This is a genomic window from Terriglobales bacterium, from assembly GCA_035561515.1.
Classification (GTDB): domain Bacteria; phylum Acidobacteriota; class Terriglobia; order Terriglobales; family Acidobacteriaceae; genus DATMXP01.
The window spans coordinates 83761-108177 of sequence record DATMXP010000043.1 but is presented as its reverse complement, the minus strand read 5'-3'; the positions used below and the strand labels follow the sequence as shown (position 1 = coordinate 108177).

The 24417-nt window shown below is 56.6% G+C and carries 24 protein-coding genes; 7 read left to right on the top strand and 17 right to left on the bottom strand.

What is annotated here, in order from left to right; translation table 11 throughout:
* Positions 1 to 26: 26 nt before the first annotated feature.
* The 3 genes from VN577_19375 (at position 27) to VN577_19365 (ending at position 3588) form a co-directional block, all read left to right on the top strand.
* Complete coding sequence (locus tag VN577_19375) at positions 27 to 1160, top strand: VWA domain-containing protein (GenBank protein HWR16999.1); 1134 nt, start codon at positions 27 to 29, stop codon at positions 1158 to 1160.
* Positions 1161 to 1268: 108 nt separating this feature from the next.
* The gene (locus tag VN577_19370) at positions 1269 to 2405 is read left to right on the top strand and encodes a GNAT family N-acetyltransferase (protein ID HWR16998.1); all 1137 of its coding nucleotides are present in this window, start codon (positions 1269 to 1271) and stop codon (positions 2403 to 2405) included.
* A gap of 124 nt (positions 2406 to 2529) precedes the next feature.
* A complete protein-coding gene (locus VN577_19365; protein HWR16997.1) occupies positions 2530 to 3588 on the top strand; it encodes a DegT/DnrJ/EryC1/StrS family aminotransferase in 1059 nt (352 codons plus the stop codon).
* Positions 3589 to 3682: 94 nt separating this feature from the next.
* Here the strand turns inward: VN577_19365 and VN577_19360 are convergent, their stop codons facing one another.
* The 7 genes from VN577_19360 to VN577_19330 all read right to left on the bottom strand — a co-directional run bounded on the left by VN577_19360 (position 3683) and on the right by VN577_19330 (position 13605).
* Complete coding sequence (locus tag VN577_19360) at positions 3683 to 6487, bottom strand: chitobiase/beta-hexosaminidase C-terminal domain-containing protein (protein HWR16996.1); 2805 nt, start codon at positions 6485 to 6487, stop codon at positions 3683 to 3685.
* Entirely contained in the window at positions 6435 to 8078 is a 1644-nt protein-coding gene (locus VN577_19355; protein ID HWR16995.1) for a kelch repeat-containing protein, read from the bottom strand. Before VN577_19355 ends, VN577_19360 begins: the two co-directional genes overlap by 53 nt.
* A 393-nt stretch (positions 8079 to 8471) precedes the next feature.
* Positions 8472 to 10346: a glutamine--fructose-6-phosphate transaminase (isomerizing) gene (gene glmS / locus VN577_19350; protein ID HWR16994.1), complete on the bottom strand. Its 1875-nt coding sequence runs from the start codon at positions 10344 to 10346 to the stop codon at positions 8472 to 8474.
* A gap of 60 nt (positions 10347 to 10406) precedes the next feature.
* Positions 10407 to 10649, bottom strand: a complete 243-nt coding sequence (gene purS / locus VN577_19345) for a phosphoribosylformylglycinamidine synthase subunit PurS (GenBank protein ID HWR16993.1) — start codon at positions 10647 to 10649, stop codon at positions 10407 to 10409.
* A 67-nt stretch (positions 10650 to 10716) separates the two neighbouring features.
* On the bottom strand, positions 10717 to 11496 hold the full coding sequence (locus tag VN577_19340; protein HWR16992.1) for a LytTR family DNA-binding domain-containing protein: 780 nt from the start codon (positions 11494 to 11496) through the stop codon (positions 10717 to 10719).
* Positions 11497 to 11643: 147 nt separating this feature from the next.
* Positions 11644 to 12060 (bottom strand): hypothetical protein, encoded by a 417-nt coding sequence (locus tag VN577_19335; GenBank protein HWR16991.1) that lies wholly within the window; start codon positions 12058 to 12060, stop codon positions 11644 to 11646.
* A 405-nt stretch (positions 12061 to 12465) separates the two neighbouring features.
* On the bottom strand, positions 12466 to 13605 hold the full coding sequence (locus VN577_19330) for a TIGR04053 family radical SAM/SPASM domain-containing protein (GenBank protein HWR16990.1): 1140 nt from the start codon (positions 13603 to 13605) through the stop codon (positions 12466 to 12468).
* Between the two features lie 222 nt (positions 13606 to 13827).
* Between VN577_19330 and VN577_19325 the strand changes: the two genes are divergently transcribed.
* Positions 13828 to 14205, top strand: a complete 378-nt coding sequence (locus tag VN577_19325) for a hypothetical protein (protein ID HWR16989.1) — start codon at positions 13828 to 13830, stop codon at positions 14203 to 14205.
* Between the two features lie 39 nt (positions 14206 to 14244).
* A complete protein-coding gene (locus VN577_19320) occupies positions 14245 to 14772 on the top strand; it encodes a ferritin family protein (protein HWR16988.1) in 528 nt (175 codons plus the stop codon).
* Positions 14773 to 14833: 61 nt separating this feature from the next.
* Here VN577_19320 and VN577_19315 read toward each other — a convergent pair whose 3' ends face one another.
* The 4 genes from VN577_19315 to VN577_19300 all read right to left on the bottom strand — a co-directional run bounded on the left by VN577_19315 (position 14834) and on the right by VN577_19300 (position 18909).
* Positions 14834 to 15607: a response regulator transcription factor gene (locus VN577_19315; GenBank protein HWR16987.1), complete on the bottom strand. Its 774-nt coding sequence runs from the start codon at positions 15605 to 15607 to the stop codon at positions 14834 to 14836.
* A 13-nt stretch (positions 15608 to 15620) separates the two neighbouring features.
* Complete coding sequence (locus VN577_19310) at positions 15621 to 15914, bottom strand: PilZ domain-containing protein (GenBank protein ID HWR16986.1); 294 nt, start codon at positions 15912 to 15914, stop codon at positions 15621 to 15623.
* A gap of 125 nt (positions 15915 to 16039) precedes the next feature.
* Positions 16040 to 17425 carry a TldD/PmbA family protein gene (locus VN577_19305; GenBank protein ID HWR16985.1) on the bottom strand — a complete coding sequence of 462 codons (1386 nt, stop codon included), beginning with the start codon at positions 17423 to 17425 and terminating at the stop codon, positions 16040 to 16042.
* Entirely contained in the window at positions 17425 to 18909 is a 1485-nt protein-coding gene (locus VN577_19300) for a TldD/PmbA family protein (protein ID HWR16984.1), read from the bottom strand. The genes VN577_19305 and VN577_19300 overlap by 1 nt, the downstream gene beginning before the upstream one ends.
* 84 nt (positions 18910 to 18993) lie before the next feature.
* Between VN577_19300 and VN577_19295 the strand changes: the two genes are divergently transcribed.
* Entirely contained in the window at positions 18994 to 20211 is a 1218-nt protein-coding gene (locus VN577_19295; protein ID HWR16983.1) for an ABC transporter permease, read from the top strand.
* Positions 20212 to 20232: 21 nt separating this feature from the next.
* Positions 20233 to 20592 carry a hypothetical protein gene (locus tag VN577_19290; protein ID HWR16982.1) on the top strand — a complete coding sequence of 120 codons (360 nt, stop codon included), beginning with the start codon at positions 20233 to 20235 and terminating at the stop codon, positions 20590 to 20592.
* 35 nt (positions 20593 to 20627) lie between these two features.
* Here VN577_19290 and VN577_19285 read toward each other — a convergent pair whose 3' ends face one another.
* The 6 genes from VN577_19285 to VN577_19260 all read right to left on the bottom strand — a co-directional run bounded on the left by VN577_19285 (position 20628) and on the right by VN577_19260 (position 24345).
* On the bottom strand, positions 20628 to 21485 hold the full coding sequence (locus VN577_19285; protein ID HWR16981.1) for a hypothetical protein: 858 nt from the start codon (positions 21483 to 21485) through the stop codon (positions 20628 to 20630).
* Positions 21482 to 22033, bottom strand: coding sequence for a PadR family transcriptional regulator (locus tag VN577_19280; protein HWR16980.1), 552 nt, complete (start codon positions 22031 to 22033; stop codon positions 21482 to 21484). Before VN577_19280 ends, VN577_19285 begins: the two co-directional genes overlap by 4 nt.
* Positions 22034 to 22127: 94 nt before the next feature.
* Entirely contained in the window at positions 22128 to 22640 is a 513-nt protein-coding gene (locus tag VN577_19275; GenBank protein ID HWR16979.1) for a hypothetical protein, read from the bottom strand.
* Positions 22633 to 22956 (bottom strand): hypothetical protein, encoded by a 324-nt coding sequence (locus VN577_19270; protein HWR16978.1) that lies wholly within the window; start codon positions 22954 to 22956, stop codon positions 22633 to 22635. The genes VN577_19275 and VN577_19270 overlap by 8 nt, the downstream gene beginning before the upstream one ends.
* A gap of 226 nt (positions 22957 to 23182) precedes the next feature.
* Positions 23183 to 23923: a Clp protease N-terminal domain-containing protein gene (locus VN577_19265; protein ID HWR16977.1), complete on the bottom strand. Its 741-nt coding sequence runs from the start codon at positions 23921 to 23923 to the stop codon at positions 23183 to 23185.
* Between the two features lie 53 nt (positions 23924 to 23976).
* Positions 23977 to 24345 carry a hypothetical protein gene (locus VN577_19260; GenBank protein HWR16976.1) on the bottom strand — a complete coding sequence of 123 codons (369 nt, stop codon included), beginning with the start codon at positions 24343 to 24345 and terminating at the stop codon, positions 23977 to 23979.
* Positions 24346 to 24417 lie beyond the last annotated feature (72 nt).

Below are 24417 nucleotides of genomic sequence, written 5' to 3'. Positions count from 1 at the left end.
GTTTAGGCGTAAGGTCGAGGGTTATTTTGAGAATCAGTTTTGCAATCATTTTCGTCTTCATGCTGACTTCGGTTTCGGCGGTCGCGCAGTCCTCGTCTGATTTGCCGTCCGCACCTTCTGCCGTTGTCCAGCAGCAACAACAGAAGCAGGCCCCACCTCCGCCACCAGTTGCTCCGAAGGAATCACCGCAACCTGCGGCAGCACAGCCAGCTCAGGCTCAGCCGGCACCCGCGCAGGCAGACCCGAAATCAGCGTCAGCCAGCTCCAGCGTACCGGGCGGTGCGACCGCCAACGACAACGATGCTCCCGACAATGAGCCACTTACCACGTTTGTGGTCGGAGTCAACGAAGTCAACGTTGTGTTTACGGTTACCGACAAGCGCGGCCGGTTTGTTAAGGACCTGAAGCAAAACGATTTCCGCGTCCTGGACGACAGCAGGCCTCCTGAGGCGATCCGCAGGTTCGGCAGCGAAACCAACCTGCCACTCCGGGTCGGACTGCTGGTGGACGCCAGTAACTCCATCCGCGACAGGTTCCGCTTCGAGCAGGATGCGGCCATCGAGTTTCTCAACCAGATTGTTCGCGCAAAGTCAGATAAGGCTTTTGTCATCGGTTTCGACACGACCGCGGAAGTCACGCAGGATTTCACGGACAGCACCGAAAAGCTATCGAGAGGGGTTCGCCTGCTGCGTCCGGGTGGTGGTACCGCCTTGTATGACGCTATTTACTTCGCCTGTCGCGACAAACTTATGAAGGAGAAGGACACGGTAGCCACACGCAAAGCGATCATCCTTCTCACCGACGGCGAGGACAATCAGAGTCGCGTCACCCGTGAAGAGGCCATCGAGATGGCCCAGCGTGCGGAAGTGGTGATTTACCCGATCAGCACCAATATCAGCGGCATGAAGCTGAAAGGCGACAAGGTGCTGGAGCGCATGGCAGATGCGACCGGCGGCCGCGCATTCTTCCCCTTCAAGATCGAAGATGTCGCCAACGCATTCTCCGAGATTCAGGACGAACTACGCAGCCAGTACCTGCTGTCCTATAAACCTGCTGATTTCAAGTCCGACGGACGCTATCGTTCCATTGATATCGTGGCTCAAAACCAAAAGAACCTTAAGGTCCGTGCGCGAAAAGGGTATTACGCACCGAGGCAGTAGTTCGAATGTAACTGGCATCGCCTGTATCATCCGCTTAAGATGAACTCCGGGGAGCGGCGGAAGCGCCGCTTCTGAGTTCCCCTGTCTATTCAGCCTTAAAAAGTATCGATGAGTTCTGTCATTCCATCATCTCCGGCAAAGACGTCGCTGCACACGCGTGCGGCGGCTGTTCGTGTATACGAAGATTTTCGTCAGATCCCGGGCCAAATCTTTGAAAGCTCAGATCCGGACAGCCTGTTTTGTACCCGGCCGTGGCTGGAGGTTCTGACCGCAAACGGACTGGACCCCAAGGAAAAGGTTCGTCTCTATGCCGTTCAGGACGACACCGGTGCGCCTCTCTGCCTCTTTCCATGCAGATTCGAAGACCGCGAACTGTCTCCGTTGGCGAACTACTATTCGTCGTTTTATTCGCCCGTTCTCGCTGATGGCGCAGACGCGGGAGATGTGTTGCCACGTTTTGTGCAGTTCATCCGGCAGGAGAGGCCGGCGTGGGACACGGTCAACCTGCGCCCGATGGACCCCGAGTCCGAGGAATACAACACACTGGACGCTGCTTTCCGAAGTGCAGGTTTTGTCACTCAGAGATACTTTCTTTACGGCAACCTATATCTGGAAGTCGCGGGGCGATCCTACGCGGATTATCTCAAAGGTTTGTCGAGTGTGATCACCAACAACCTGAAGCGCGCGAACAAACAGTTGCTCCAGACTGGCCGTGCCCGCGTCGAGGTGATCCGATCAGGTCCGGAAGTCGGTCCGGCCGTCGAGGCCTACGAGAAGGTTTATCAGAACAGTTGGAAGAAGGATGAAGCCCGGCCTGAGTTCATTCGTGAACTGGTGCATATGTGCGCGAAACAAGGGTGGCTGCGACTGGGAGTCGTGTATCTCGACGGAGAACCCGCCGCTGCCCAGATTTGGATCACGCGTTCTGGCACTTCATCCATTTATAAAGTTGCGTATGACGAGCGCTTCGCAAAGCTGTCGCTCGGAACGGTGCTGACAGCGCACCTTATGCAGATCGCACTCGACGAAGACCGTGTCAGTTGCGTTGATTTCCTGTCGGGCGATGACGAGTACAAGAAGCGCTGGATGTCGCATCGTCGTGAGCGTTGGGGACTACTCGCAATGAACACGCGTACGCCGAAGGGACTCATGGCCGTTGCCCGTAACGTTGGCGGCGGCTGGGTTAAGTCGATGCTGGGTAATTTGAAACAGAAGAAGCAGGCCGAACCACAGAAGCCCGTCTGAATTTAGAGACAATTCCGTGAACGGACGCCCACTATTTCGGATTCCCCCAAGCCCACGAGCTTCATTCTCGAGCCTGAAGTTTGCTGACCAGCGTCCGAAAAGAATCAAATCTGCGAACACATTTTTGTCTGGCCGTTACGGAATTTGCCAGGGCCTGCGCGCATTCGGCGTGGGGGCCGGACAGCGTGTGCTCATCCCCAGCTACATATGCCGAGTGGCAGTCGAGGCAATCGAAGCAGCAGGTGCCGCTGTTGACTTCTATGTGGTGGATGAGCAACTGCGCCCGGACTACGATGACCTGGTCACACGCATAACTCCTGACACCCGTGCGATTCTGGTGGTCCATTACTTCGGCTTTGTGCAGCTGATGGACACGTTTCGCGAGATTTGCTCGCATCACAAACTGCTGTTGATCGAAGACGCCGCACACGTCTTTCCCGGACCTTGGACCAACGCCGGAACCGTCGGGGATTTCACAGTTTTCAGTTGGCGCAAGTTTCTGCCGGTAATGGACGGATCTGACCTGCTGTTTCTGGATACTAGAAAAACAACCTCGCGAAAGGTCCCGATGGGCCTATCAGCACGAAGTGCCAAGTATGTTGTCGATAACCTTGGTGCTCCCGATGGTCTGTTCGCAAGGGCGACTGCAGGCGCGGTTCGCTTACTTCGCGGATCGAGGCGGCCCAATTCTTCGGACCAGGAAACGGGGAAGTCCTCGACTGCTATGGAGAGCAGCAGCGTAGAGTTCACCGCAAGCCTCGCTGAACTTCCAGCTACCGGTGCTTCGAATTTCATCCGGGCCCACACGGACTCCAACTTCCTGTACGAATCAAGGCGACGGAATTACGCAGCATTGGCGCGTGAACTCCACCTCAGGCAATGCGCAACGCGACCCCTCTTTCCTCAGTTTCCTTCCGACGTGTGTCCGCTGCAATGTCCTGTGTGGAACGACAGTCCTCTGTTTCACCGAACATTACGGCAGCACGGAATTCCGGCATCCGCATGGGAGGATGTGATTCCCCCGAATGTCGATCTGGAGAAGTTTCCTGCGGCTAAGAAGCTCTACAATCACCTGTTCTTCCTGCCGATACACCAGGGCCTCGACGTTGAACAGGTAACTTCAATGGCAGAGTTGATTTCGAACGTTGAGCAGTCCGTTCCTGCGCGATTGCCAATCGGATAACGTCTCCACGCGGCTTCGACCTTCGTCAGGGACACGCGTAAAAAACATCAGGCCGGAGGATTTCCGGCCTGATTTCTATTCTTACAACCCCGGCTTACTTGATCGTAATGGTTGCCGAAGTAGGCCAGCTATTGCCGTAGCCGCCTCCGGTTGCAATCGCCTTGATAGTTGTGGTGCTCGAAACCGTAAACGGTCCCGTATACAAGGTCGAAGCCTTCGTTGGGGTGGTGCCATTGGTCGTGTAATAGATCGATGTCCCCGGTGTCGTTGACGTAATCGTCGCCGTTTGCGGCGAGGTGAAAACGCCCATGGAAGGCTTGATCACCGGGGCCACAGCGTTGATGGTGACGGTTGCGGTGGTAGGCCAGCTGTTACCGTAGCCACCTCCCGCAGCAATCGCCTTGACCGTTGTCGTGCTCGAAACCGTGAACGGTCCTGTGTACAGCGTTGAGGCTTCCGTTGGGGTGGTACCGTTGGTTGTGTAGTAAATCGAAGCGCCTGGCGAACTTGAGGTGATCGTTACGGTTTGCGGCGAGGTAAAGACTCCCACCGAAGGCGTGATCACCGGTGCGACAGCGTTGATGGTGACGGTTGCGGTGGTAGGCCAGCTGTTGCCGTAGCCTCCTCCGCTGGCGATCGCCTTGATGGTTGTGGTGCTCGAAACTGTAAACGGTGCTGTGTACAGTGTCGATGCTTCGGTTGGAGTGGTGCCGTTGATCGTGTAGTAGATCGATGTGCCCGGTGTGCTTGAGATGATGGTCACCGTTTGCGGCGAGTTGAAGGCTCCCACCGAAGGGGTGATCACCGGGGCGACTGCATCGATATTGACGGTCGCGGTTGCCGGCCAACTATTGTTGTAACCGCTCGCCGTGGCGATCGCCTTGATCGTTGTGGTGCTCGAAACCGTAAACGACCCTGTGTACAGTGTCGAGGCTTCGGTCGGGGTTGTGCCGTTCGTTGTGTAGTAAATCAAGGCTCCCGTTGTACTTGAAGTTATCGTCACCGTCTGCGGCGAGGTAAAAACGCCCACCGAAGGCGTGATCACGGGAGTCGGCAAAGTGGTCTTTGTCGGCTGCTTTTCCAGCACATTCAAGGTGCCATTCTCGAGCGTGAGGTTATAGTTCGCCAGCCGTCCTGTGCCACCATCGCTTACCGTCGCGGTGATTGGATATGTGCCGACCGGACTACTTGCAGTGGCGGTCGTACTGTACAAGGCGGTGATTGGATCGTTGTTCTTCACCCCAGAGATTGTGCCGGCTAAAACAGGATTGGGTTCGCCTTCCGGCCGCGTATAGCTGTGGGGAGTAACGATGAGTGTTGTGGGCATCACGGTCAACTGACCTTGGGCGTAGGTGAACGTATAGTTCGCCGCGCCTGCTCCAGCGCACGTAATGGCGTACGGCGGGTTCGACCCCGACGTAATCGGACTTGCAAGAGTCGCACTGGTAGAGCACATGGCTGTAGCCGTAAGCACCGCCACTGTTTCTCCGTTCACGAAGCCCGTGTACTGCGGAACGAATGCAGGTTCAGGATCTCCGTATACCCGCGATGCGGAGGGCACGGTTACAACGATGGTCGCCGGCTCGACTACGATCTGTGTGGTGGCGTCTTTTGATGCGTAGTTCACTTGATCTGTGGGAGTGAACGTGACCGAAAGCGTCTGTGTTCCCGCTCCGAGGATCGTTCCAGGCGCCGGTGTGTACAGGAAAGTTCCGGGCTGAGTGGACGAAGCATTCAATTGAGCCGCGCCGAGCGAAATTCCATAAGTAATATTCGCAGGTGTCGCCCACGTGACAGACGGAATTGCCTTTTCGATGATCAGCGTTCCGGTTGCACTGCCCGTATAGTTCGGGTTATCGATCGATGCGAAAACCGAGTAGCTCCCCGCGTGAATCGGTTGGGTGGTGCTCCCGTCGTACGTCAGTGTTACCGACAATCCTGCTGGAGACGTCGTTGCCGTAACGGCTTTCGGTGTTCCGTCATATGTCTGGGTGAGGTTCGACAGCGTGATCGTGGCAGTGACTGACGTAATCGTTAGCGCTGCGGCCGCGGATGTTGCAGCGTTGTTGTTGGCATCGCCGGCATAGTCCGCTGTCACGGAGTACGACCCAACTTCCGTTGGGGCTGTCGCAGTCGGACCATACACGGTCGAACCGGTACCGACGTAGGTTAGCGTCACAGGAGTCAGGTTGACTCCGCCCATGCCGATCGCCGATCCCGCTCCCGGCTTCGGACTGCCATCGTAAGTGAATGTTCCACCCGTTGCGGTTACCGTTGGAGTGAACTTCAAAACATTCAGCTGCACTTGAGCGGTGGCAATCGAATAGTTCAGCGAATCTGTGGGCGTGAAGCTTGCCGAAAGAGTTTGTGTTCCTGCGTTCAGAACACTTCCCGCGGCCGGGCTGTAAACAAACATGCCGGGAAGATTCGCTGTCGCGTTCAACTGTGCCGCGCCGAGTGGGGTGCCGTAGACGATGTCCGCCGGTGTAGCCCAGAGGATCGTCGGGACTGCTTGATTCACGACCTGTGTCAGTGCCGTCGAGGTACTGACTGCATGCGAAGCATCTCCCTCATAACGAGCGACGATCGTGTGATTGCCGGCTGTCAGCGTGGAAATAGACAGCGCAGCCGTTCCCGCATTCAGTGTTCCGGTGCCAAGCGTGACAGCTCCATCCAGGAATGTGACTGTTCCGGTGGGAGTTGCGCTGCCACCCGAAACCGTTGCGGTCAGGGTTACGGTTTGGCCGTATTGCGATGGATTCGGCGCAGCCGACAGCGTTGTGGTGGTCACACTGGGAGCCGCATTCACCACCTGCGTGTATGGAAGGGAAGTGCTGATGTTGAACTTACATTGGCCGCCCACCTTGGTATAGGCAGCAAGTAATGGAATGAGGGCCAATGGACAGCAACGTAACCGAGTAAGAGGCAGTACCAACGCCGTCGACCGTAACAGGCGAACCCAGAGCAGTGGCAGAGTCCCTGAACTGAATCGCACCGCAGGTCACTGGAGTGCTCGTGTTCGCTACCACCACTGAAGCTGTGAGTGTCACCTGCTGTCCGAAGGTGGACGGGTTTGGCGTCGCCACAACCGTTGTTGTGGTGTTTTCGTTGGCATCGGTGAATGCTGTCTGCGCTTGTGATTGTGTGCCGATAGCGGTCAAAACAAAGGCTGCGCCCGAGGCGTCAGCGGGAACCACGAAATCAGAGTTCTGGATCTCCCCGAGGGCGTTGGCCTGCGCGGTCATATAAACAGGCGCATACTTCGTGCTGGCTAACTGAAGCTCGACCTGCTCCAGAGAAACCCACCCGGCGCCCGAAATCGTAACCCGGTCGCCTGGGTAATAGTCGGCGTGGTTGGTCTTCACGGTCGCAAATGCGTACAGCTCTGTCGAGCCTTGATCCGCCCCGCCGATCAGGATGGCGCGGCCCGGAGCGAAGTCGAGATTCACCGCGCAAGCGCTCACTCGCGGAGCAAGCATCGGCGCTGCGATGGCGAACTTTCCCGTCCAGGGAGTAAAGACTTCGACTGACGAAGTCGGAGAACCACTGGATAACCCGCCTGCCAATATAACCAGATTGCTGTCCTTCAGCACGAGAATCGAGTGATGGGAGCGCGGAACAGCCATGGAACTGGAAAGCAACTGAACCGACCCGAAGCTGAAGTCAACGATTTCCGCGGTCCTGAGTTCCTTATGATCGGTAGTCTCGCCGCCCGCAACCAGTACGGTGCCATCCAGGAGCGTCGCGGCGCCTGCGAAGGAACGCGGGACCCCAAGCACCGGACCATCCGAGAGCGAATGCAATTCGGGATCGAACACCACGGTCGAAGCAAGTGCTTCTCCGCGTTCATTCGCCCCGCCGATCAGCGCAATGCGTCCATCTTTCAGCGTGACGGCCGAATGATGCTCGCGCGGACTCACCATCGATCCGGCGAAAGAGAATTCCTCTGTGGTGATGCTGAATATTTCGATGCTGGAGAGCGGGTAAGTTCCGTTATTGCCACCCGCGATTAGCACACTCCCGTCGGGGAGATTCGAGGCTGTGTGGCCCGACCGAGGATCGTTCAGGACCGCAGTAAGGAGGGTCCACGAGTTTCGCATCGGGTCATAGATCTCGGCGGTGTTCGTTACCACTCCCCCGGACGTTGTTCCGCCGCTCACCAGTACGTAGCCGGTCGAGAGCCACACGGCCGCATGTCCTGTACGTGCCACGTGCATGGGGGCGGTAGGGGTAAGCGTCCCATCCGTGTTCAGTATTTCCACTTGCGCCAACGGATTTCCATCTCTGTCGACACCACCGGCAACCAAAACACTGCCGTCATACATTACGGTCGCGGTTGCGCCTGCCCGCACACTCGTTGTTGAAGGACCTAACGTCCACGTACCGGAATCCTGCTGCGGCAACGACGCATGAACGTGACCAGGAATTACGGCAAATAGGGGAAGGAAAAGCAGCACTGCGACTGCAGAAAGCAATCTTTTTGGGACCACAGTAGCCTCGGAGTTGTTTAACTCCCGCGCGGGGAACGCAGGAGAAAAAATTCGTACGTACGACAACCGATTTCCGTCCATTTCGACAGACCGGCATCGCCACGCAACTTGCAGCGGGGCGCGAACTGCTAATTGGGAGATGACTAACTGTAAGGCTAAAGACCTAGATTGGTCGTGACGCTGCTCACGACGCAACGTTCATGGGACCCAGAAACGACAACACCGCTGATCATTTCGCAAGGAGAGAATTCAGTTGAGTGGAATGATTGGAATCGCCGGACCGACAGTTGATGCCGCAGGAGAGTCGCCGGAGATTCTAATCGGCGAGGTCTCCGAAAAGGAAACGGCGCCACCCATTGGAGCAGCGCCGTCGCTTTCCATAACATCGTCGGCCTATTCAACTGTCACCGATTTCGCCAAATTTCGCGGCTGGTCCACGTCGCAACCGCGCCGCACAGCGATGTGATACGCCAGCAACTGTAGCGGCACGATCTCAAGAATCGGTAACAGCAGTTCCGGAGCCGCCGGCACATACAGGACGTGGTCCGCAGCTTCCTTGATGTCCTCGTCGCCTTCGGTCGCCACCGCGATCACCACGCCCGATCGTGCTTTTACTTCTTTCAGGTTCGACAGTGTCTTGTCATAGCGGAGGACGGAACCCTCGTCGTTCTCATCTTTGGTCGCGATGATTACGACAGGAAGGTCTTCGTCGATCAGGGCATTCGGGCCGTGCTTCATTTCGCCGGCGGGATAGCCTTCCGCGTGGATGTACGAGATTTCCTTAAGCTTCAATGCGCCTTCGAGCGCGATCGGATAATGAATGCCGCGGCCAAGGAACAGGAAGTCCGTTACGCGGTGGTACTCCTTCGCCAGGTCTTCCGTGTCTTCTTCGCGAGCCAGCAGCGATTCCAGTTTCCCCGGCATGCGCTGCAATTCGGAGATCAGCTTCTTGGCTTGTTCTGGAGTAATCTCGCCCCGTACTTCAGCCAGGTGAAGCGCGAACAGAAACAGCGCGGTCAATTGTGCTGTGAATGCTTTGGTGGAAGCTACACCGATTTCCGGTCCGGCGTGGGTGTAGATGGTCCCATTCGCCTCACGGGTGACCATCGATCCCACAACATTACAGATTCCCAGCGTCTTCGAGCCTTTGGCGCGCGCTTCACGCAACGCCGCGATCGTGTCCGCCGTTTCGCCCGATTGCGTGATCAGCATGGTGATCGCGTCCTTCGCAACGATCGGGTCGCGATAACGCCACTCGCTGGCATAATCCACTTCCACCGGAACTCGTGCCAGCCGCTCGATCATGAATTTCCCGGCCTGCCCAGCGTGCCAACTGGTTCCGCATGCGGCGATATTGACCTTGCGGGCTGCCTTGAACTCCGCTTCGGTGATGTCCATCTCGTCAAGGAACACCTTGCCTGAATCGAGAGACACACGCCCAAGCGTAGTGTCGCGCACGGCGCGTGGCTGCTCGAAGATTTCCTTGAGCATGAAATGCTTGAAGCCGCCTTTTTCAGCCATGATCGGATCCCAGGTCACGTGCTGGACCTGGCGCTCGATGGCATTGCCGTCAAAGTCGGTGAGCTTGACGCCCTGCTGAGTGATAACGGCAAGGTCGCCGTCAGCTAGGAAGAACAGGTCGCGTGTGTGGTACAGGATCGCCGGAACATCGGAGGCAACGAAGTACTCGTCTTTGCCCAACCCGATCACTGCTGGCGGGCCGTTGCGGGCGGCCACGATCTTGTTTGGTTCGTCCACGGAGATCGCGGCAATCGCATACACGCCTGTCATCTGCTTAATGGCGCAGCGCATCGCCTCTTCCAGATGACGCGGACCGTTTCCATTCGCGCCTTTCATATACCGCTCAAGCAGGTGCGCAATGATCTCCGTGTCTGTCTCGGTAGAGAACTTGTGGCCTTCGTCGAGCAACTGCTTCTTGAGTTGCAGATAGTTCTCAATGATGCCGTTGTGAACGACGACGATCTTGCCCGTGCAGTCCCGGTGAGGGTGGGCGTTTTCTTCGGTCGGACGGCCGTGGGTGGCCCAGCGTGTATGGCCGATGCCGTAAGTCCCGTCGAGGGGTTTTAACCGGATGGCCTCTTCCAGGTTCCGCAGCTTGCCTTCGGCGCGTCGAATCTGGAGGCCTTCTCCGTTACCGGCAACGGCGATTCCCGCCGAGTCGTAGCCGCGGTACTCCAACCGCCGCAGTCCATCAATGATGACCGGAACTACCCGCTTGTTGCCGACGTAACCAACAATCCCGCACATATCCGCGAATCCTCCAGCTTGCGCCCTTGCCGCAAGCCCCCGACACCTTTGGCCTCAGCCCTAGCCTTCCAGCGAATAGCGGTATTCCTCAATAACAGGGTTCGTCAGCACTTCACTGGCGATTTTTTCTACCTGCGCTTGCGCCTGTTGGCGATCATCGCTGGCGATTTCCAGTTCAAAGTACTTGCCTTGGCGCACGTCTGAAACGGAACCATACCCCAGTTTCTTTAAAGCGCCTTGAATAGTTTTTCCCTGCGGATCGAGCACGCTCTTCTTAAGCGTTACATACACGAATGCCTTCATGGCTTGTCGCGATTATACCTTTCTAAGTTATTGATGGCCTTAGGGTAGAACCTTACTTTCGTAATGGCTAGAGCCTGAACAACTCACGCAGACGCTTGGTCTGCGCACGGCTCACGGGAATTTCAGTTTGCTTCTTGTCGTCCATGCGAAGCATGTACGAACTCTTGAACCACGGTACAACTTCGCGAATGCGATTGATATTTACCAGGTACGAACGGTGTGCGCGCCAGAAGAGGTTCGGATCCAGGCTGGCGAGCAACTCTTCGAGTGTTCTGCAGTTTGACTGGCCTTCCAGGCTGGAAGTAACCACCGAGATGATTCCGTCCTCGATGGACGTGTAACAGATCTCGCGCTGGTCCACCAGGAACAAACGCCCTGCCGACTTGATCAGAACCTTCTGCGGGTGCGCCTTGCTCTGCTGTTTGTCCTCGAGCATCTTTACCAGCGCATCAATCTTGTCGCCGGTCTGGGTGCCGGTTTCAGACTTCTTCCTCACCCGCTGCAGTGCCTCGCCAACTCGCTTTTTGTCGAAGGGCTTGAGCAGGTAGTCAACCGCGTTCACTTCGAATGCTTTCACGGCGTACTGGTCAAATGCTGTCGCGAACACTACCTGCGGGACTCGAATCTTCTTGTCGAGCAGTTTCTTGATGACGCCGAAGCCATCCAAGCCGGGCATCTGCACATCGAGGAACACGATGTCGGGGCTGTGCTCCTTGATCAGGTTCACTGCTTCGAGTCCGTTGCGGCCTTGTGCGACTACATCCACGTCGCCGGCGGACTTCAGCAAATAAAGCAACTCGTCTCTGGCTAATTGCTCGTCGTCCACAATGACAGCAGATAGGGACATCCCCGCTCCAGCAACTGCAATTGGTAATAAGAGAGTATATCGAGGCACGATTTGTGAGCGCAAACGTGGAGGGTATGCCCAATGGATGCAAATAGAGGTAGGACTGGGGCTGCTTGAGTCCGGTGCAGCCCCGAAAATCAACTCTGGTTACTTGCCGACCGCGGTGCTCTTTTCCATCCAGGTCCAGACCGGCTCCCCAGCCTTGTCCCGGAGAACGAGGGTGTTGTTTCCATTCACGACTTCACGAGCGAGGATGATGGCCTTTTCACCTTTGATCTTCGATCCGGTGATGTCCACCTTGTCTCCCTTTGTGAATTCGGCGGACATGTCATCAATAAAAGCCTTCGGTGCGAGATAGACCTCGAAGACTTCTGTCCCGTCCTTGACAACGAAGTAGATGCGTTGCTGCCCGTTGTCCGCTGTGATCGTTTTCACCTCTTCGATCACCGTCGAGAGCTTAACTTCCGCCGTCTTGTCGTACTTGGGAATCTTTTGCGCAAATAGCAACCCGGCAAGCGCAACCACCGACACAGCCAGAAACAAGCCGCGAATGTACTTTGACATAATGACTCCCCTGGAGCGGCACACGCTGCACACTCCAATTCTTACGGTACTGCTACTGCCTACAAGTTGAAGTGAAAGTCGTCACAGGACCGAGTGAGCAGAGGCACCCTCCTGGTTCTCCCCGCCAGGCTTAGCTTTCAGAGTTCGTTCGCGCATCGTAGAGGTATCAATTAGAGCGAGGAGAGCCACATGTCCAAACAGCCGCACCATAACCGCGGAGCGGAGTCCATGGGTGGAGCTAACTCCGGCCGTAGAACCGGCGCGGAGCCGAGGCTCCAGAACGGGGCAGGTTTTAGCAAAAAAGCCCGGGTGGGTAGAAAGCAGAGCCCGACCAAACCCCAGAAGAAAGCTGCCTGATTGCCTAAGGAAGCACTAGGCTCCCGTGATCGCCGGGAGCCCACCTTTCTAGTCTCCTGCCATCGCGGCTGCCTTCTCCGGCTTCTGGGCTCGCTTAGGCTCGTAGACGCAGCACGGCTCTTCTGCGAAGGCATTGCCTGTCAGCGCGTAGGCACGGGCACGAGATCCACCACAGATATCCCGAAACTCGCAGCGTCCGCATTTTCCCTCAAGCTTGTCGGCATCCCGTAGGTCCTTGAAAAGAGGAGAGTTCCGATATATTTCGCCGAGTGACTGCTTCCGAATGTTGCCTCCGGAAATCGGCAGAAATCCGCTTGGATACACTTCGCCGCGGTGGGACACGAACACGAACCCTTTGCCATCGTTGATCCCCTTTGGCGCCCTCCCGATTCCGTCGGGAGTGCTGACCCCGAGGAAGGGAATCAGTTTCTTCCCCGAACCGGGCTTTCGGTCTTCAATCCGCTTTTGCAGCAGGAACCGCCGGTAATGCTGCGCCTCAGTGCTCTTGATATCGAACGAAACGCGCTGGGCGGTTTCATAAAGCTTTTCGAAAACCTGCTCGAACTCCTCGGCTGAAATAAGGTCGATCGAGGAACCGCGCCCGGTCGGGACAAGGAAGAACACGCTCCAGAGCACGATGTCGAGTTTCTCCATGAGCGCGATCATGTTGTCGATGTCGTGGAGATTGTGGCGGGTGATAGTGGTATTGATCTGCACCGGGAGGTCGATCTCGCGGGCCCAACGCACCGCGTTCAGCGTGCATTCATAGGACCCATCGACCTTCCGAAATTTGTCGTGCAGCTCGGGTACGGAGCCATCCAGCGAAATCGCCAGTCTTGCCAGGCCGGCGTCTTTCAACTTCAAGATCGCTTCTTTGGTGAGGAGTGGTGTTGCGCTTGGTGTCAGGGACGCCCGTACGCCCTTTTCTCGGCAGTAGCTGACCAGTTCGAAGATATCTGGCCGTTTCAGTGGATCGCCACCCGTCATGACGAATACCGGAGCCTGCAGTTCGGCGATATCGTCGATCAATTTCTTGGCCCGCTTCGTGCTCAGTTCGAGCAAGTCTCGCAGCGGCTGAGCGCACGCGCGGCAATGAACGCACGCCAGATCACATGCCTGGGTGGTCTCCCAGATCACGATAAAGGGCCGCTGGTCGAAGTCGGGTACGTTTTTGGGTTTTTCCATCATTGTCCTCACCACGCAATTAGGTTCTCAGCGAAAAGCCGCTATAGCTGCGACTTATGTCACAAAGGCGCATCTTCTCTGGCCATCCCCGTGGAATCAGTAGATCAGGCGCTTCAGCGGCCCTCGCCGGACCCGCGACACCCGGCTGCGTGACCTAAATCACAGCCCCGATGTTTACGATTTTCAGACAATCCCGGTGGGGATTATCCCAGTCCGGAGGGCCAGATGGTCAGCAAGCAGGAATTATTGGAGAAGCTGAAAGTTGAGCTCGGGTCACTCGAGTACGGCCGGAACCGCCGTTCGGTCCACATGCCATGGGAGGAAATTTCCTTCTTTCAGGACTCGGTTACGTGCCTTAACCAGGGCCTGGATGGCCGTCCACACCCGTGTACCGACTGCATGCTGATGTCGTTCGTGCCCGAGACCGCCAGGAAAGAGAAGAATCCCTGCCACTTTATTCCGCTCGACCCGCAGGGAACTACCATCGATCGACTCGACAGAGGTTACAATCGGAACAGTGTTGAGGAAGCAGTAGCCATATGGCTGCGGGCCAAGATAGCCGAACTTGAGCAGGAATTGGCACACACTCCGGCGGCCCGTTAGAAGATGGGATCACTCAAATTTCTGGACCCTGTAGATAGCATGAAGCGGGACTTCGCATCTTTGTCCGCCCAGGAGGCGCTCCACGTCGCCATATTCATCGAGGAGCGCAATGCGGAGATCTATACCCAGTTCGGCGAGTTGTTCGTCGAGTTTCGCGATCCCGAATCGCTCCAGATTGCCCAGGTCTTTCACGACATGGCCGACGAGGAACGCCATCACGGAACCATGTTGCAGGAGCGGTACTTCGAGCGTTACGGTACGCAGCACTGCGTCATTACCGAAGAGGACATCCGCGAGTTGATCGAGGTTCCGAAACTCGAAAGCGGGCAATTGTTCGCGATCGTGCGTTCCAACACGACCGTTTCGCCGAAATATAAGGCGTTCGAAATTGCACTCGCCGCCGAAGAGGGCGCGCAAAAGTTTTATTCCCGGCTGATTCCTGAAACTCACGACACCGCACTGAAACAGATTTACACCGAACTCGCGGACTTCGAAGACGGACACTCACGCTGGCTGCGTACGAAAATCGCCAACGCGCGTCGGGCGGCAGATACGGAAGAAGCCTGAGATCCGTTAGAAACAGAAAAGCGGCCATTTCGGCCGCTTTTTTTGTTCAGTACGAACTTTGTTAATTTGGCAGCACGCTGATGCTCGGCGAATTGAGGTCCGGCTCGTCGGGCTTGCCGGCCGGCGGTGCCGCGTTCTCCAGCAGCCTGTGATGCACGCAGTACAGCGCTAATTCGAGGCGGTCGGAGACGCCAAGCTTGTCGTAAACACGACGGAGATAGTTCTTAACCACCTGTTCGGTGGTGCCTACCTCAGCGGCGATGTCTTTGTTCTTCATGCCCTGCGCCACGCAAGACACAATCAACATCTCCTTGTCGGTCAGGCGATTCTTTGGCCGCGGCGAAGTAAGCATGGTCGCCTGGTTCTTATAGGCTTCGATCACCCAGCTCACGCCCTGATTGTCGAGCCACATTTCGCCTTCATGGACCCGGCGAACGCAGCGGATCAGCAGATCTGGAGATATCGAGCGATTAATGATGCCGCGAACGCCCCGACGCAGGTAATCGACGGTGGTCATTTCATCCACGTCGCCGGTAATGACGATGACCCTGATGCCGGGTGCTTTCTTCAGGACTTCGGAAACGGCCTCCGCCGGATTCGGCGTCAGGCGCGATTCAAAAAGCAATACGTCTGCGGGAAACTTTGAGACCGCCGCGAGCGTCTGGCCGAGGTTCTCGGCCTGCGCCACCATACGGACGTCATCTTCGAGGGCGAGAACCTTCCGCACACCGACGCGAAATATTGCCTGCGTGTCGGCCACAATCAAGCGGATAAAAGGTTTACCTTCCGCCTGCGACACGGCTCCGTTGCCGTTCACTGGCTCCTTGGGCGACATAGACCCTTTCTCTCTAGGCTCGTTCGAATCGATACTCGTCAATCACAGCGGCTACCGACTTGCGCCCTTCTTCGGGCGAACACCGGACTACACGACCTTCCCCACTGACCAGAACGTCCGCCGGAGCGCCGATCACGTCTGCAGGGATAGAAATCGTGAACTCGATGTTGGAGCCAATGGTCATGTCTGAATCGATGTTGAACAGAACGCCGCCTGCGGACATGTCTTGCGTTTCGGCCATCACTTCCGCCGCCCCAGCACGAATGGCGATCGGGAGTCTCACTGGGAACCGCACTGCACTCCGCATTTCCGTAATGTTTCCGTTTTCTAGCACGAGGGCTCTAGATTAGGGCTATTCCCCTTGTTCTCAAAGTTACGAAAGTTCGCGAGCGGTGGTACCGGTGTTAGTTCCGGAAGTATGCCCAAATTGGGCTAGAACTTGGTGACTTCGGTGAAATTGAAGTCCCGGACTTTCATCGCCGGAACCACCATGTCGAACGATTCCTCCCCGCTCGACCGCACCGATTCGCTCATAGCCTCCACGTTATTGAGCATGTGGATCATGCTTTCGTTGAAGCGGAAATTCAGCAATCCCTGGCGTACCTGGCCGTTTTCTATAAGGAAAGTGCCGTCCCTCGTCATCCCGGTGAGTAGCTTTTCGTAGGGCTCAACTTCTCGGATGTACCAGAGTCTCGTAACGAGGATGCCGCGCTCGGTCGATGCGATCATCTGGTCGACCGTCTTGCTCTGGCCCGCCGGACCGGTGATCACGATGTTCGTCGGCATCTCCCCGATTTCGTTCGGAAGAGGGAAGCCGTGCCCGGTAGCTTCCACGGGACCGACTTTGTCCCTGAACTCAGAATCCTTCAACTTGGCTGCAGTACCCCGGGAGAACACCAATCTTTCGACAGTCCCGTTTTCCACCAGCGGCACGCGTTTTCGCGGAACACCTTCGCCGTCAAATGGCGCGCCAGTCTGGAGCGGATGGTAAACGTCGTCGATGATCGTAATGTTTTCGCCGAAGATGCGCTTGCCAATACGGTTATTCAGGAATGAGCGCTCGTCGAGGATGGCCTGTCCACCCCAATCCCAGAACATGAAGCCGACCAGGTCAAGAACAGCCGCCGGCTCCAAAATGACTGTGTACTTGCCGGGAGGCAGTTCCTTCGGATGCGCCGACTCCTTCGCCTTCTTTGCCGCCGTTTCCGCAAGTCGCCTCGGATCGAGATCGCGCGCATCAGGATACGTCGCTTTCTGCCAACCCGACGAATCTGTGCCGATCATCGTGATCGACGCGTCGGCCTGAGTCTGCGTGTGATAAGCGCTAACGCCGCGTGAGTTGAAAAGCGCTTCCACGCTTTCAGACGTGGCGAAGATTCCGGCAGAGTTCAGGTCATGCTGCTTCGCGACGCCGACCATCTTGCCGACTGCCTCGGCGCGTTCGCGAGGTCCGATACTGGACGTTTCGAAGAAGGCACGTCCGACGGGAGAAATCGGCGCAGCAAACTCCGAAGGCGCGGGCATCGGTAACAGGTCGGGATCTTTGTCCTGCACCCGCGCCAACGCCGTGGCCGACTCCACCACCCGCCGAATCGAGTCTTCGTCGAACTTGTTGGTTGTTGCACGAGCGGTGCGTCCATCGAGATTCACGCGAACACTCAGGACGTAATTCTCTTCGCTCACATTTTGCGTGATCTCGTTATTCGCAAAACGCGTAAGCGAACTCTTTCCCCCATTGACGATGAGTTCAACCTCATCGGCGGAAGAGTGCTTCTGAACCTTGTCGAAAATGTCGGAGGCTTTGTCCCTGCTGAGCATTATTCAGCCCCCTTGTATGCGGTGCCGACTTTTACGTTACGAAACCTCGCTGGCGCCGCTCCATGTCCAGTTCCCATCACTTGTTGCGGCTGTCCTTTTCCGCAGTTCGGAGTGCCCCACAATGTCCATTGATCCCGCGAGCAAATTGCTTCCATGGAATTCCAGAAGTCCGTGGTGATTCCCGAATACGAAGGGTTCTTCAACATCCGAGTAAGTTTGCCGCCCTTGATCTCCCACCCGATTTCAGTGCCGAACTGGAAGTTGTAACGCTTGTCGTCAATCGACCAGGACCGGTTCGTCTTGAAGAAGATTCCGTGATCGGTTGAGGCGATCAGCTCATCCAGTGTCAGCGGTTTTTCACCCGGCAGGATGCTGATGTTTGTCATCCGAATCATCGGCACACGATTCCAACTCTCCGCGCGCATCGTCCCGCCCGAGCGTTTCAAGCCGATCATGTGCGCCGTGTCGCGCGAGCTCAGATATCCCGTGAACAGACCGTTCGAAATGATCGGCGTGCATTGTGCAGGTACGCCCTCGTCGTCATACTTGAACGTCCCCAGGCCCGGCCCGTGGCTTTCGGTCGCGTCGGCGACCACGTTCACGATGTCGCTGCCGTATTTCAGGCTGTGCAGCTTGTCCAGCGTGAGGAACGATGTGCCGGCGAAGTTCGCCTCCATCCCGAGCACTCGGTCAAGTTCAATCGGATGTCCCACGGACTCGTGAATCTGTAGTCCCAATTGCGAAGAATCAAGAATGATGTCGAACCGCCCCTCGGGACACTGATCGGCCTTGTGCAGCGCGACAGCTTCTTCACCAATTCTTCGGGCATTCTCCAACAGCTTCAGTTGTTCGACGAGTTCGTAGCCTTTGTCTTGCCACTGTCCGCCGAACGAATTCGGATACGACCGTTTTTGGATTTCGGTGCCCTCAAACGAGTACGCGGCGTATCCTGCGCCGGTCGTGTACTTGAGTTGGTGAATATCCGATCCGTCCGAGTTGTAGAACCACTGCTCGTAACGGCGGAAGTTCAGGTTCGTCTCGGCAAGCGTCACGCCCTGCACCGAACGAAGTTCCGCATCGATCTTCATCAGCAAATCTAGATTCTGCTCAATGGAAATGCTGAACGGGTCAATCTGGCAGGGACTCGACCAGTCATCCTGATACGCCTTCTCCGGCGCTAACCGGACTCCATCTTTCTTGACTTGTGCCGACGCGCGCGCGATCTCCAGCGCCTGGGCAGCGGCCGTTTCCACACCCGCCCGCGTCAGATCCTCTGTTGCGGCGAAGCCCCATGCGCCATCCGCAAGCACCCGGATTCCCAATCCCAGAGACTCCGAGTCGGAGGCCGACGCTATTTTCCCGTTCTTCGTTGCGAGCGCCCGATGCCGCTCGTCAACCACTCTCGCTTCAGCGTACTCGGCTCCACGAGCCGAGCAGATGTCCAGAACCCAGGAGCCAATCTCTTTCATATGACAGGCAAGCATGATAACTCCTCGGGACTATTTTCGGAGCTGCACTCCCACGCGCGACCTGAGCTCCGAAAGCGGGTTCATATAAGTGGGCTTTTTATGGAACTCCGCGCCATCATTCAGGTCGCTCTACGGGCACTGGCGCGCAACAAAATGCGTTCGGTGCTCACCATGCTCGGCATCGTGATCGGTGTTGCCGCTGTCATTGCCATGGTCGCCATCGGCCAGGGAGCACAACAACAGGTACAGGCCCAGATCTCCTCGATGGGATCGAACGTGCTATTCGTAAGCGCCGGAAGCGTGAATCGTGGTGGCATACGCATGGGCGGAGGCGCTACCAAAACACTCGTCGACTCAGACGTCCAGGCCATCATCCGCGAGTGTACTGCCTGTGCCGCCGCGGCCCCCGGTTCCGCTTCTTCACAGCAGGTCGTTTACGGCGGCCAGAACTGGAGCACCCGCATCAATGGCACCACGCCCGATTTCTTCCAGGTCAGGGACTGGCCTTTCGCGGAAGGAGGCTCCTTCACCCAGGATGACGTTCGTATGTCGGCGAATGTCGCGGTGATCGGTGAGACAGTTCGGCAGAACCTCTTCGGCGCAGTCGACCCCATCGGCCAAACCATCCGCATCGGTACGTTGCCGTTCCAGGTTGTCGGCGTTCTCATTCCCAAGGGACAGTCCGGCATGGGTGCCGATCAGGACGATGCGGTCTACGTTCCCATATCGACCCTGCAGAAGAAGATCACCGGACAGGATTGGCTTGGCTACGTGATGGTCTCTGCCAAGTCGCAGGAAGCAAGCTACGCGGCACAGCAGCAGATTACTGCGCTCTTGCGGGATCGTCATCGCATCCAGCCGGGACAGGACGACGACTTCTTCGTTCGCAACCTGGCCGATGTGGCTGAACTTGCGAATCAGTCCTCCGAGGTATTGACCCTGTTGCTGGCCTCCATTGCGAGTGTTTCATTGCTGGTCGGCGGCATCGGCATCATGAACATCATGCTCGTCTCCGTAACCGAGCGTACTCGCGAGATTGGGATCCGCATCGCCATCGGTGCAACCGAAGAAGATGTTCAGCGCCAATTCCTGACAGAATCCATGGTGATGAGCCTCATGGGCGGCATCATCGGGGTCACACTCGGGATCACCACTTCTGTCGTCATCAGCAGCGTCCTGAAATGGCCGGTCCTCGTGTCGCCACTCTCGATTGTTGTGGCGGTTGCTTTCTCAATTGCCGTGGGCGTCTTCTTCGGATACTACCCGGCGAGAAAAGCTTCGCGACTCGACCCTATTGAAGCACTGCGTTACGAGTAGTAACTCGCGTACTATTTGCGTGTGCCGGCCCAGCACAAACTTTCGACCAAAGTGGTGAACCTGAAAGAGGGCATGCCCTTCGTTCGCGAAGCCCTTTCCCACATGGAACTGGAACTCCGTCGCGCAAGCAAAGAGGGCGTGCAATTACTGAAGTTCGTACACGGATACGGCTCCACCGGCAAAGGCGGTGAAATACGCATCGCCGTCCAGAAGGCGCTGATGAAGCGTCTTCATCAGCATGAACTCAAAGCGGTCATATTCGGTGAGAACTGGCGTATATCCGACGAAGCCACGTGGGAGCTGTGCAAGAACTGGCCGGAGTTGAAGAAAGATTGCGATATCGGGCGCGATAACCGTGGCATCACGGTGGTCGTGCTCTGACGTGATCGTCAGGAATCACGTCAGAGCACCCCGGTTTACGCTGCCGTTGATTTCGCTACTTCGAGCACTTCTGCTTTCTTTGCCCGGAAGAAGAGAAGGCCGAGCACGGCCGCGTAGGCGAACGAGTCCGCTGTTATCTCTATGCTGTGCAGAACGCGCAGCAGCATGGGAAGAAATCCTGCCTGCATAAGCGGGAATATCCCAACCATCACCGCGTGTGCCAAACCCATTGCCATGATGAACTTACCGCGAGACTTGGTCCAAAGCAGTACTGCTGGGAAGGATGCGGCCAGGAAAAAGAGGCTGCGAACCAATTGCGTCTTGATGATTACGTCTACTGGCGGAATTTTCAGTCCGGCCACCCCGGCCATGTAGTGAGGTGCAACGAACGGACCTACGCACATTCCGAAGAGAAAGTAGATCACCGGGAAAGACATCCACGCTAACACCAGGCGCCAACTCCACCCGCCAATCCCGAAATGCGCAAAGGTGGGCTCTTCGGTGCGGCCTTTGCCGTAGGAAATCACTGCCGCAGTAATCAATGCAGGCAAAATGAAGAATGCGGAGACCAGCAGGTTGCCGTCCGGAAGCAGGTCGCTGAATATGGTGAGCTCAATGATCGTGTTCAAACCGAGCGTTACAAACATCAAGGCCGCGATCGCAAGGCAGCGCTGAACCCATGTCCCGCGGAGCCCCTGTACGAGCGGAATCAGGCCGACGATAAGAACCGGAGTGCACAACATCATCAGCAGGAATTGTGTTTCCGGTGACCGGGTTTCGCCCGGAATTGGGCGCAGCATCGGCAGATGCAGCGCCGTCATCAATGCGCCACTTACGACCATGCTTATGCCGTAAGCGATAACGCCTAGCAGGATCTTTCCGACGGTTTTCATGGCTGATCTCCTTCGAGTTGTTTGCGGACGCGCCGCACCCACGCGAGGTTTGCTTCGAAACCTTCGACCCCAAACTGAAAGGCGAGCGTGCCGGTGTTGATGCTTTTGTTCATCCCCGAATCGTGCGAGTAGCTGCGCAGGTCGCGGAGATAAGAGTCGAGTTCGCGGTCGAATTCTCCGAGGAACCGCAAGGTGGCCCGCCGCGGTACGTTGCCGTCGAGGAAAGCGAATCTGAGAATCAGGTCATTGAGGCGCCAGACGATGTCATCGCGCGTGACCGGCTTCTGCAGCCAATACACCAACGCTTTCTTTCCCGTGGCAGTCACACGGTACACCTGCCGCTTGCGATTGCTGTCCTTCTCGGCGGTGGCCACAATCCACTGCTTGGCTTCCATTCGGCGAAGCGCCGGGTAAATCGAACCTGGACTGTCGCTATATGCGCGAAGGGGAGTCGATGAGAAGGTCTTGCGCAGGTCATATCCCGACTGCGGATGCATTCGCACCAAGCCGAGCAGCGCAAATTCCAGCGATGTGGGAACGGAACTCATAGTACGGCACGTACTATAGTACGCACCGTACTATCGTCCAAGAAAAATATCCAAAGAAATTGTCACGAATTCCCAAAACGGGAAGGGGGCTAGTTCATGCTGCTTTTCTGGAGACTTTCCATGCCCGCAGTGATTTGTTGTGAGTGGCGACAATGCGCTCTTGCCGTCGTCCGTGAATGGACGTGAGCCACTCCTCGGCATTTTCCGCCAGCGACTGCATCAGCTTCTTGTTTCCACTTAGCATCGTGTAGGTGAGCCGAACCAACTTGTCCGTGTCTTCCGTCAGTGGAAGTTGACCATTTTCGAGTTTCGAAAAGTGCTCTGGCGTTTTGTTGATCAGGGCTGCAAAATCAGCGGCTTTCTTTCCCACTTCTTTTCGTAGGAATCGAATCTCCTCGCCTGAAAGCAATCCTTCCTTCTTGACTAAGGATTCCGCTATGGCAAACATCAGGCGCTTGATGGCCGGAATTTCGGCACTCTGGCGGTGACACTCGGCGCAATTGCGGTACGTTACGCCGACCAGATAAACGTTGGGAAGCCCCGCCGTTGTCAGATGAAAAGGCCGCGTAGATGTGGACGTGAACTCCTTGCAACTATGGTCATTCATGGAATCTCGTTATGACCTCGAATCTCCTGCTCCGTGGATCCACCGCAACAATGATGGTCAAATTCTCCCCATCGATATCCCGGGTTCTAATCCGGTACTTCCACTGCCACTCAACCGGATTGAATTCATCGGGCGTGCATGACCGCCAATCAGTTTCCAATCCATAAAGAACATCCTGGATCCCAATCATCCGCTCGGCGTGATCGAACTTTGCATGACTCGTCTCGCGGTATACGCCTTTCTCCAGTGCGTCGCGCACAATTTCCCGTACTTCCTTCGCCGAGAGCGGCTTGGGTCGGGTGAATGAACTTGTCATTATATTAAGTCGCTTCTTGGGTAAGAATCAACCGCGAATGAGTGTCGCCTCAGTCTGGGGAAGCGAGTTCCTGGTGGTCCACTCACAGGTTCGAATCGGAGTATACCCGCTGGAAGTCTGCATCCAGCAGCCGTTTTCGTCTGCTGTGCAAAAACGAATTCCGTTTTGGAATTGTTCCCAAAACGGAATAAACGTCACAGAGCTTCGACGGAGCCACATCTTGCGTCTACGTGCTGTCCGTAATCGCACCAGGATGGCCTGCGATCTGCAACACTCGCACTGTCACCGAGGACAATCGGTGTGCAGATGCCGGTGCATTCGCCGGGTCTCGATGAAAGTGATACACCACCTCTACCACCCGGAACTTCCGCGGACGATTACGGTAATCATCCAGGCTGACGAATTCTCCTTCGCGCGGAATCCGGTCCAGCGCGTTCAGTCCCGTAATGCCGACTCGCTCGCCCGAGTTCGCTTCCACGAAGATGACGCATCCTTCGGCCTGATGGCGAACATAATTGCCACCCTGCTGCCCCGGCATGACGGCGCTCGCCGACGTCATCATTAACTGGCGCGTCTTGCCGAGTTCGGCGCCGTACTTTGTGCAGAGTTTTCCGCCCAACGAATCGCTTTCGCGCAGCAGGCCGAGGAACAAGTGCTCCGTCCCGACATGCGTATGGCCCAACGACTCCGCCTCCTCGGCGGCATACGCCAGCATTCGTTTTGCCGGCATGGCCAAGGGGATATCCTGCGAGCTATTGATCTCCCTGACCGGCACCGAAGCCAGGATCTCATTGCGCAGTTCGCCCAATGTGTTGAGGGCAGGCAGGAAGCGCAGCAGGTGATGGCTCTCGCGGATCAAGCCAAGCAACAGGTGCTCGGTTTCAATCTCCTGCGCACCGAGTTCCGCGGCTTCGTAGCGGGCGACGAAAATGGTCCGGCGTGCCCTTTCTGTATATCGCTCGAACATGATGAAGGGCTGAGGATAGCACGAACATCGTGTTCAGGTAGTGACGCGCAACCTCAAGCCCGAAGTCGACTGGCGTACAGCGACGCCACCGTGCCCGCCCCGAGCGGCGCGAAGGCCAGAGCAATCATGATGAATTCAAACGGGAAGAGATTGTGCGTGGTCGGGTCCTTCATCCAGTCCATGGCAATGATCACCATGTTCCCGGCGAACATTGCGCCAACGACACAGGCGCATATCAGGCCACGCCTCTCAGTATTGCCAAGGTTCAGAAGAAAGCCCGCGACTGCAAACACTACGACCAGCGTCCAGAATCCTGGAACCCGGCTTTCTCGTACCGAATAGGGCAGGTACGGGTGAAAGATAAAGAAGTGAAGCACCACGCCCGTGATCAGGCCCGCGACACACCTGTTCTTCAAGGTCATATCGACGCCATCCTCCGTGGCTCATTTTCCGCCGAAGAAGGCTGTTTTCGGGAGATGACTTCTGGGGTGCTC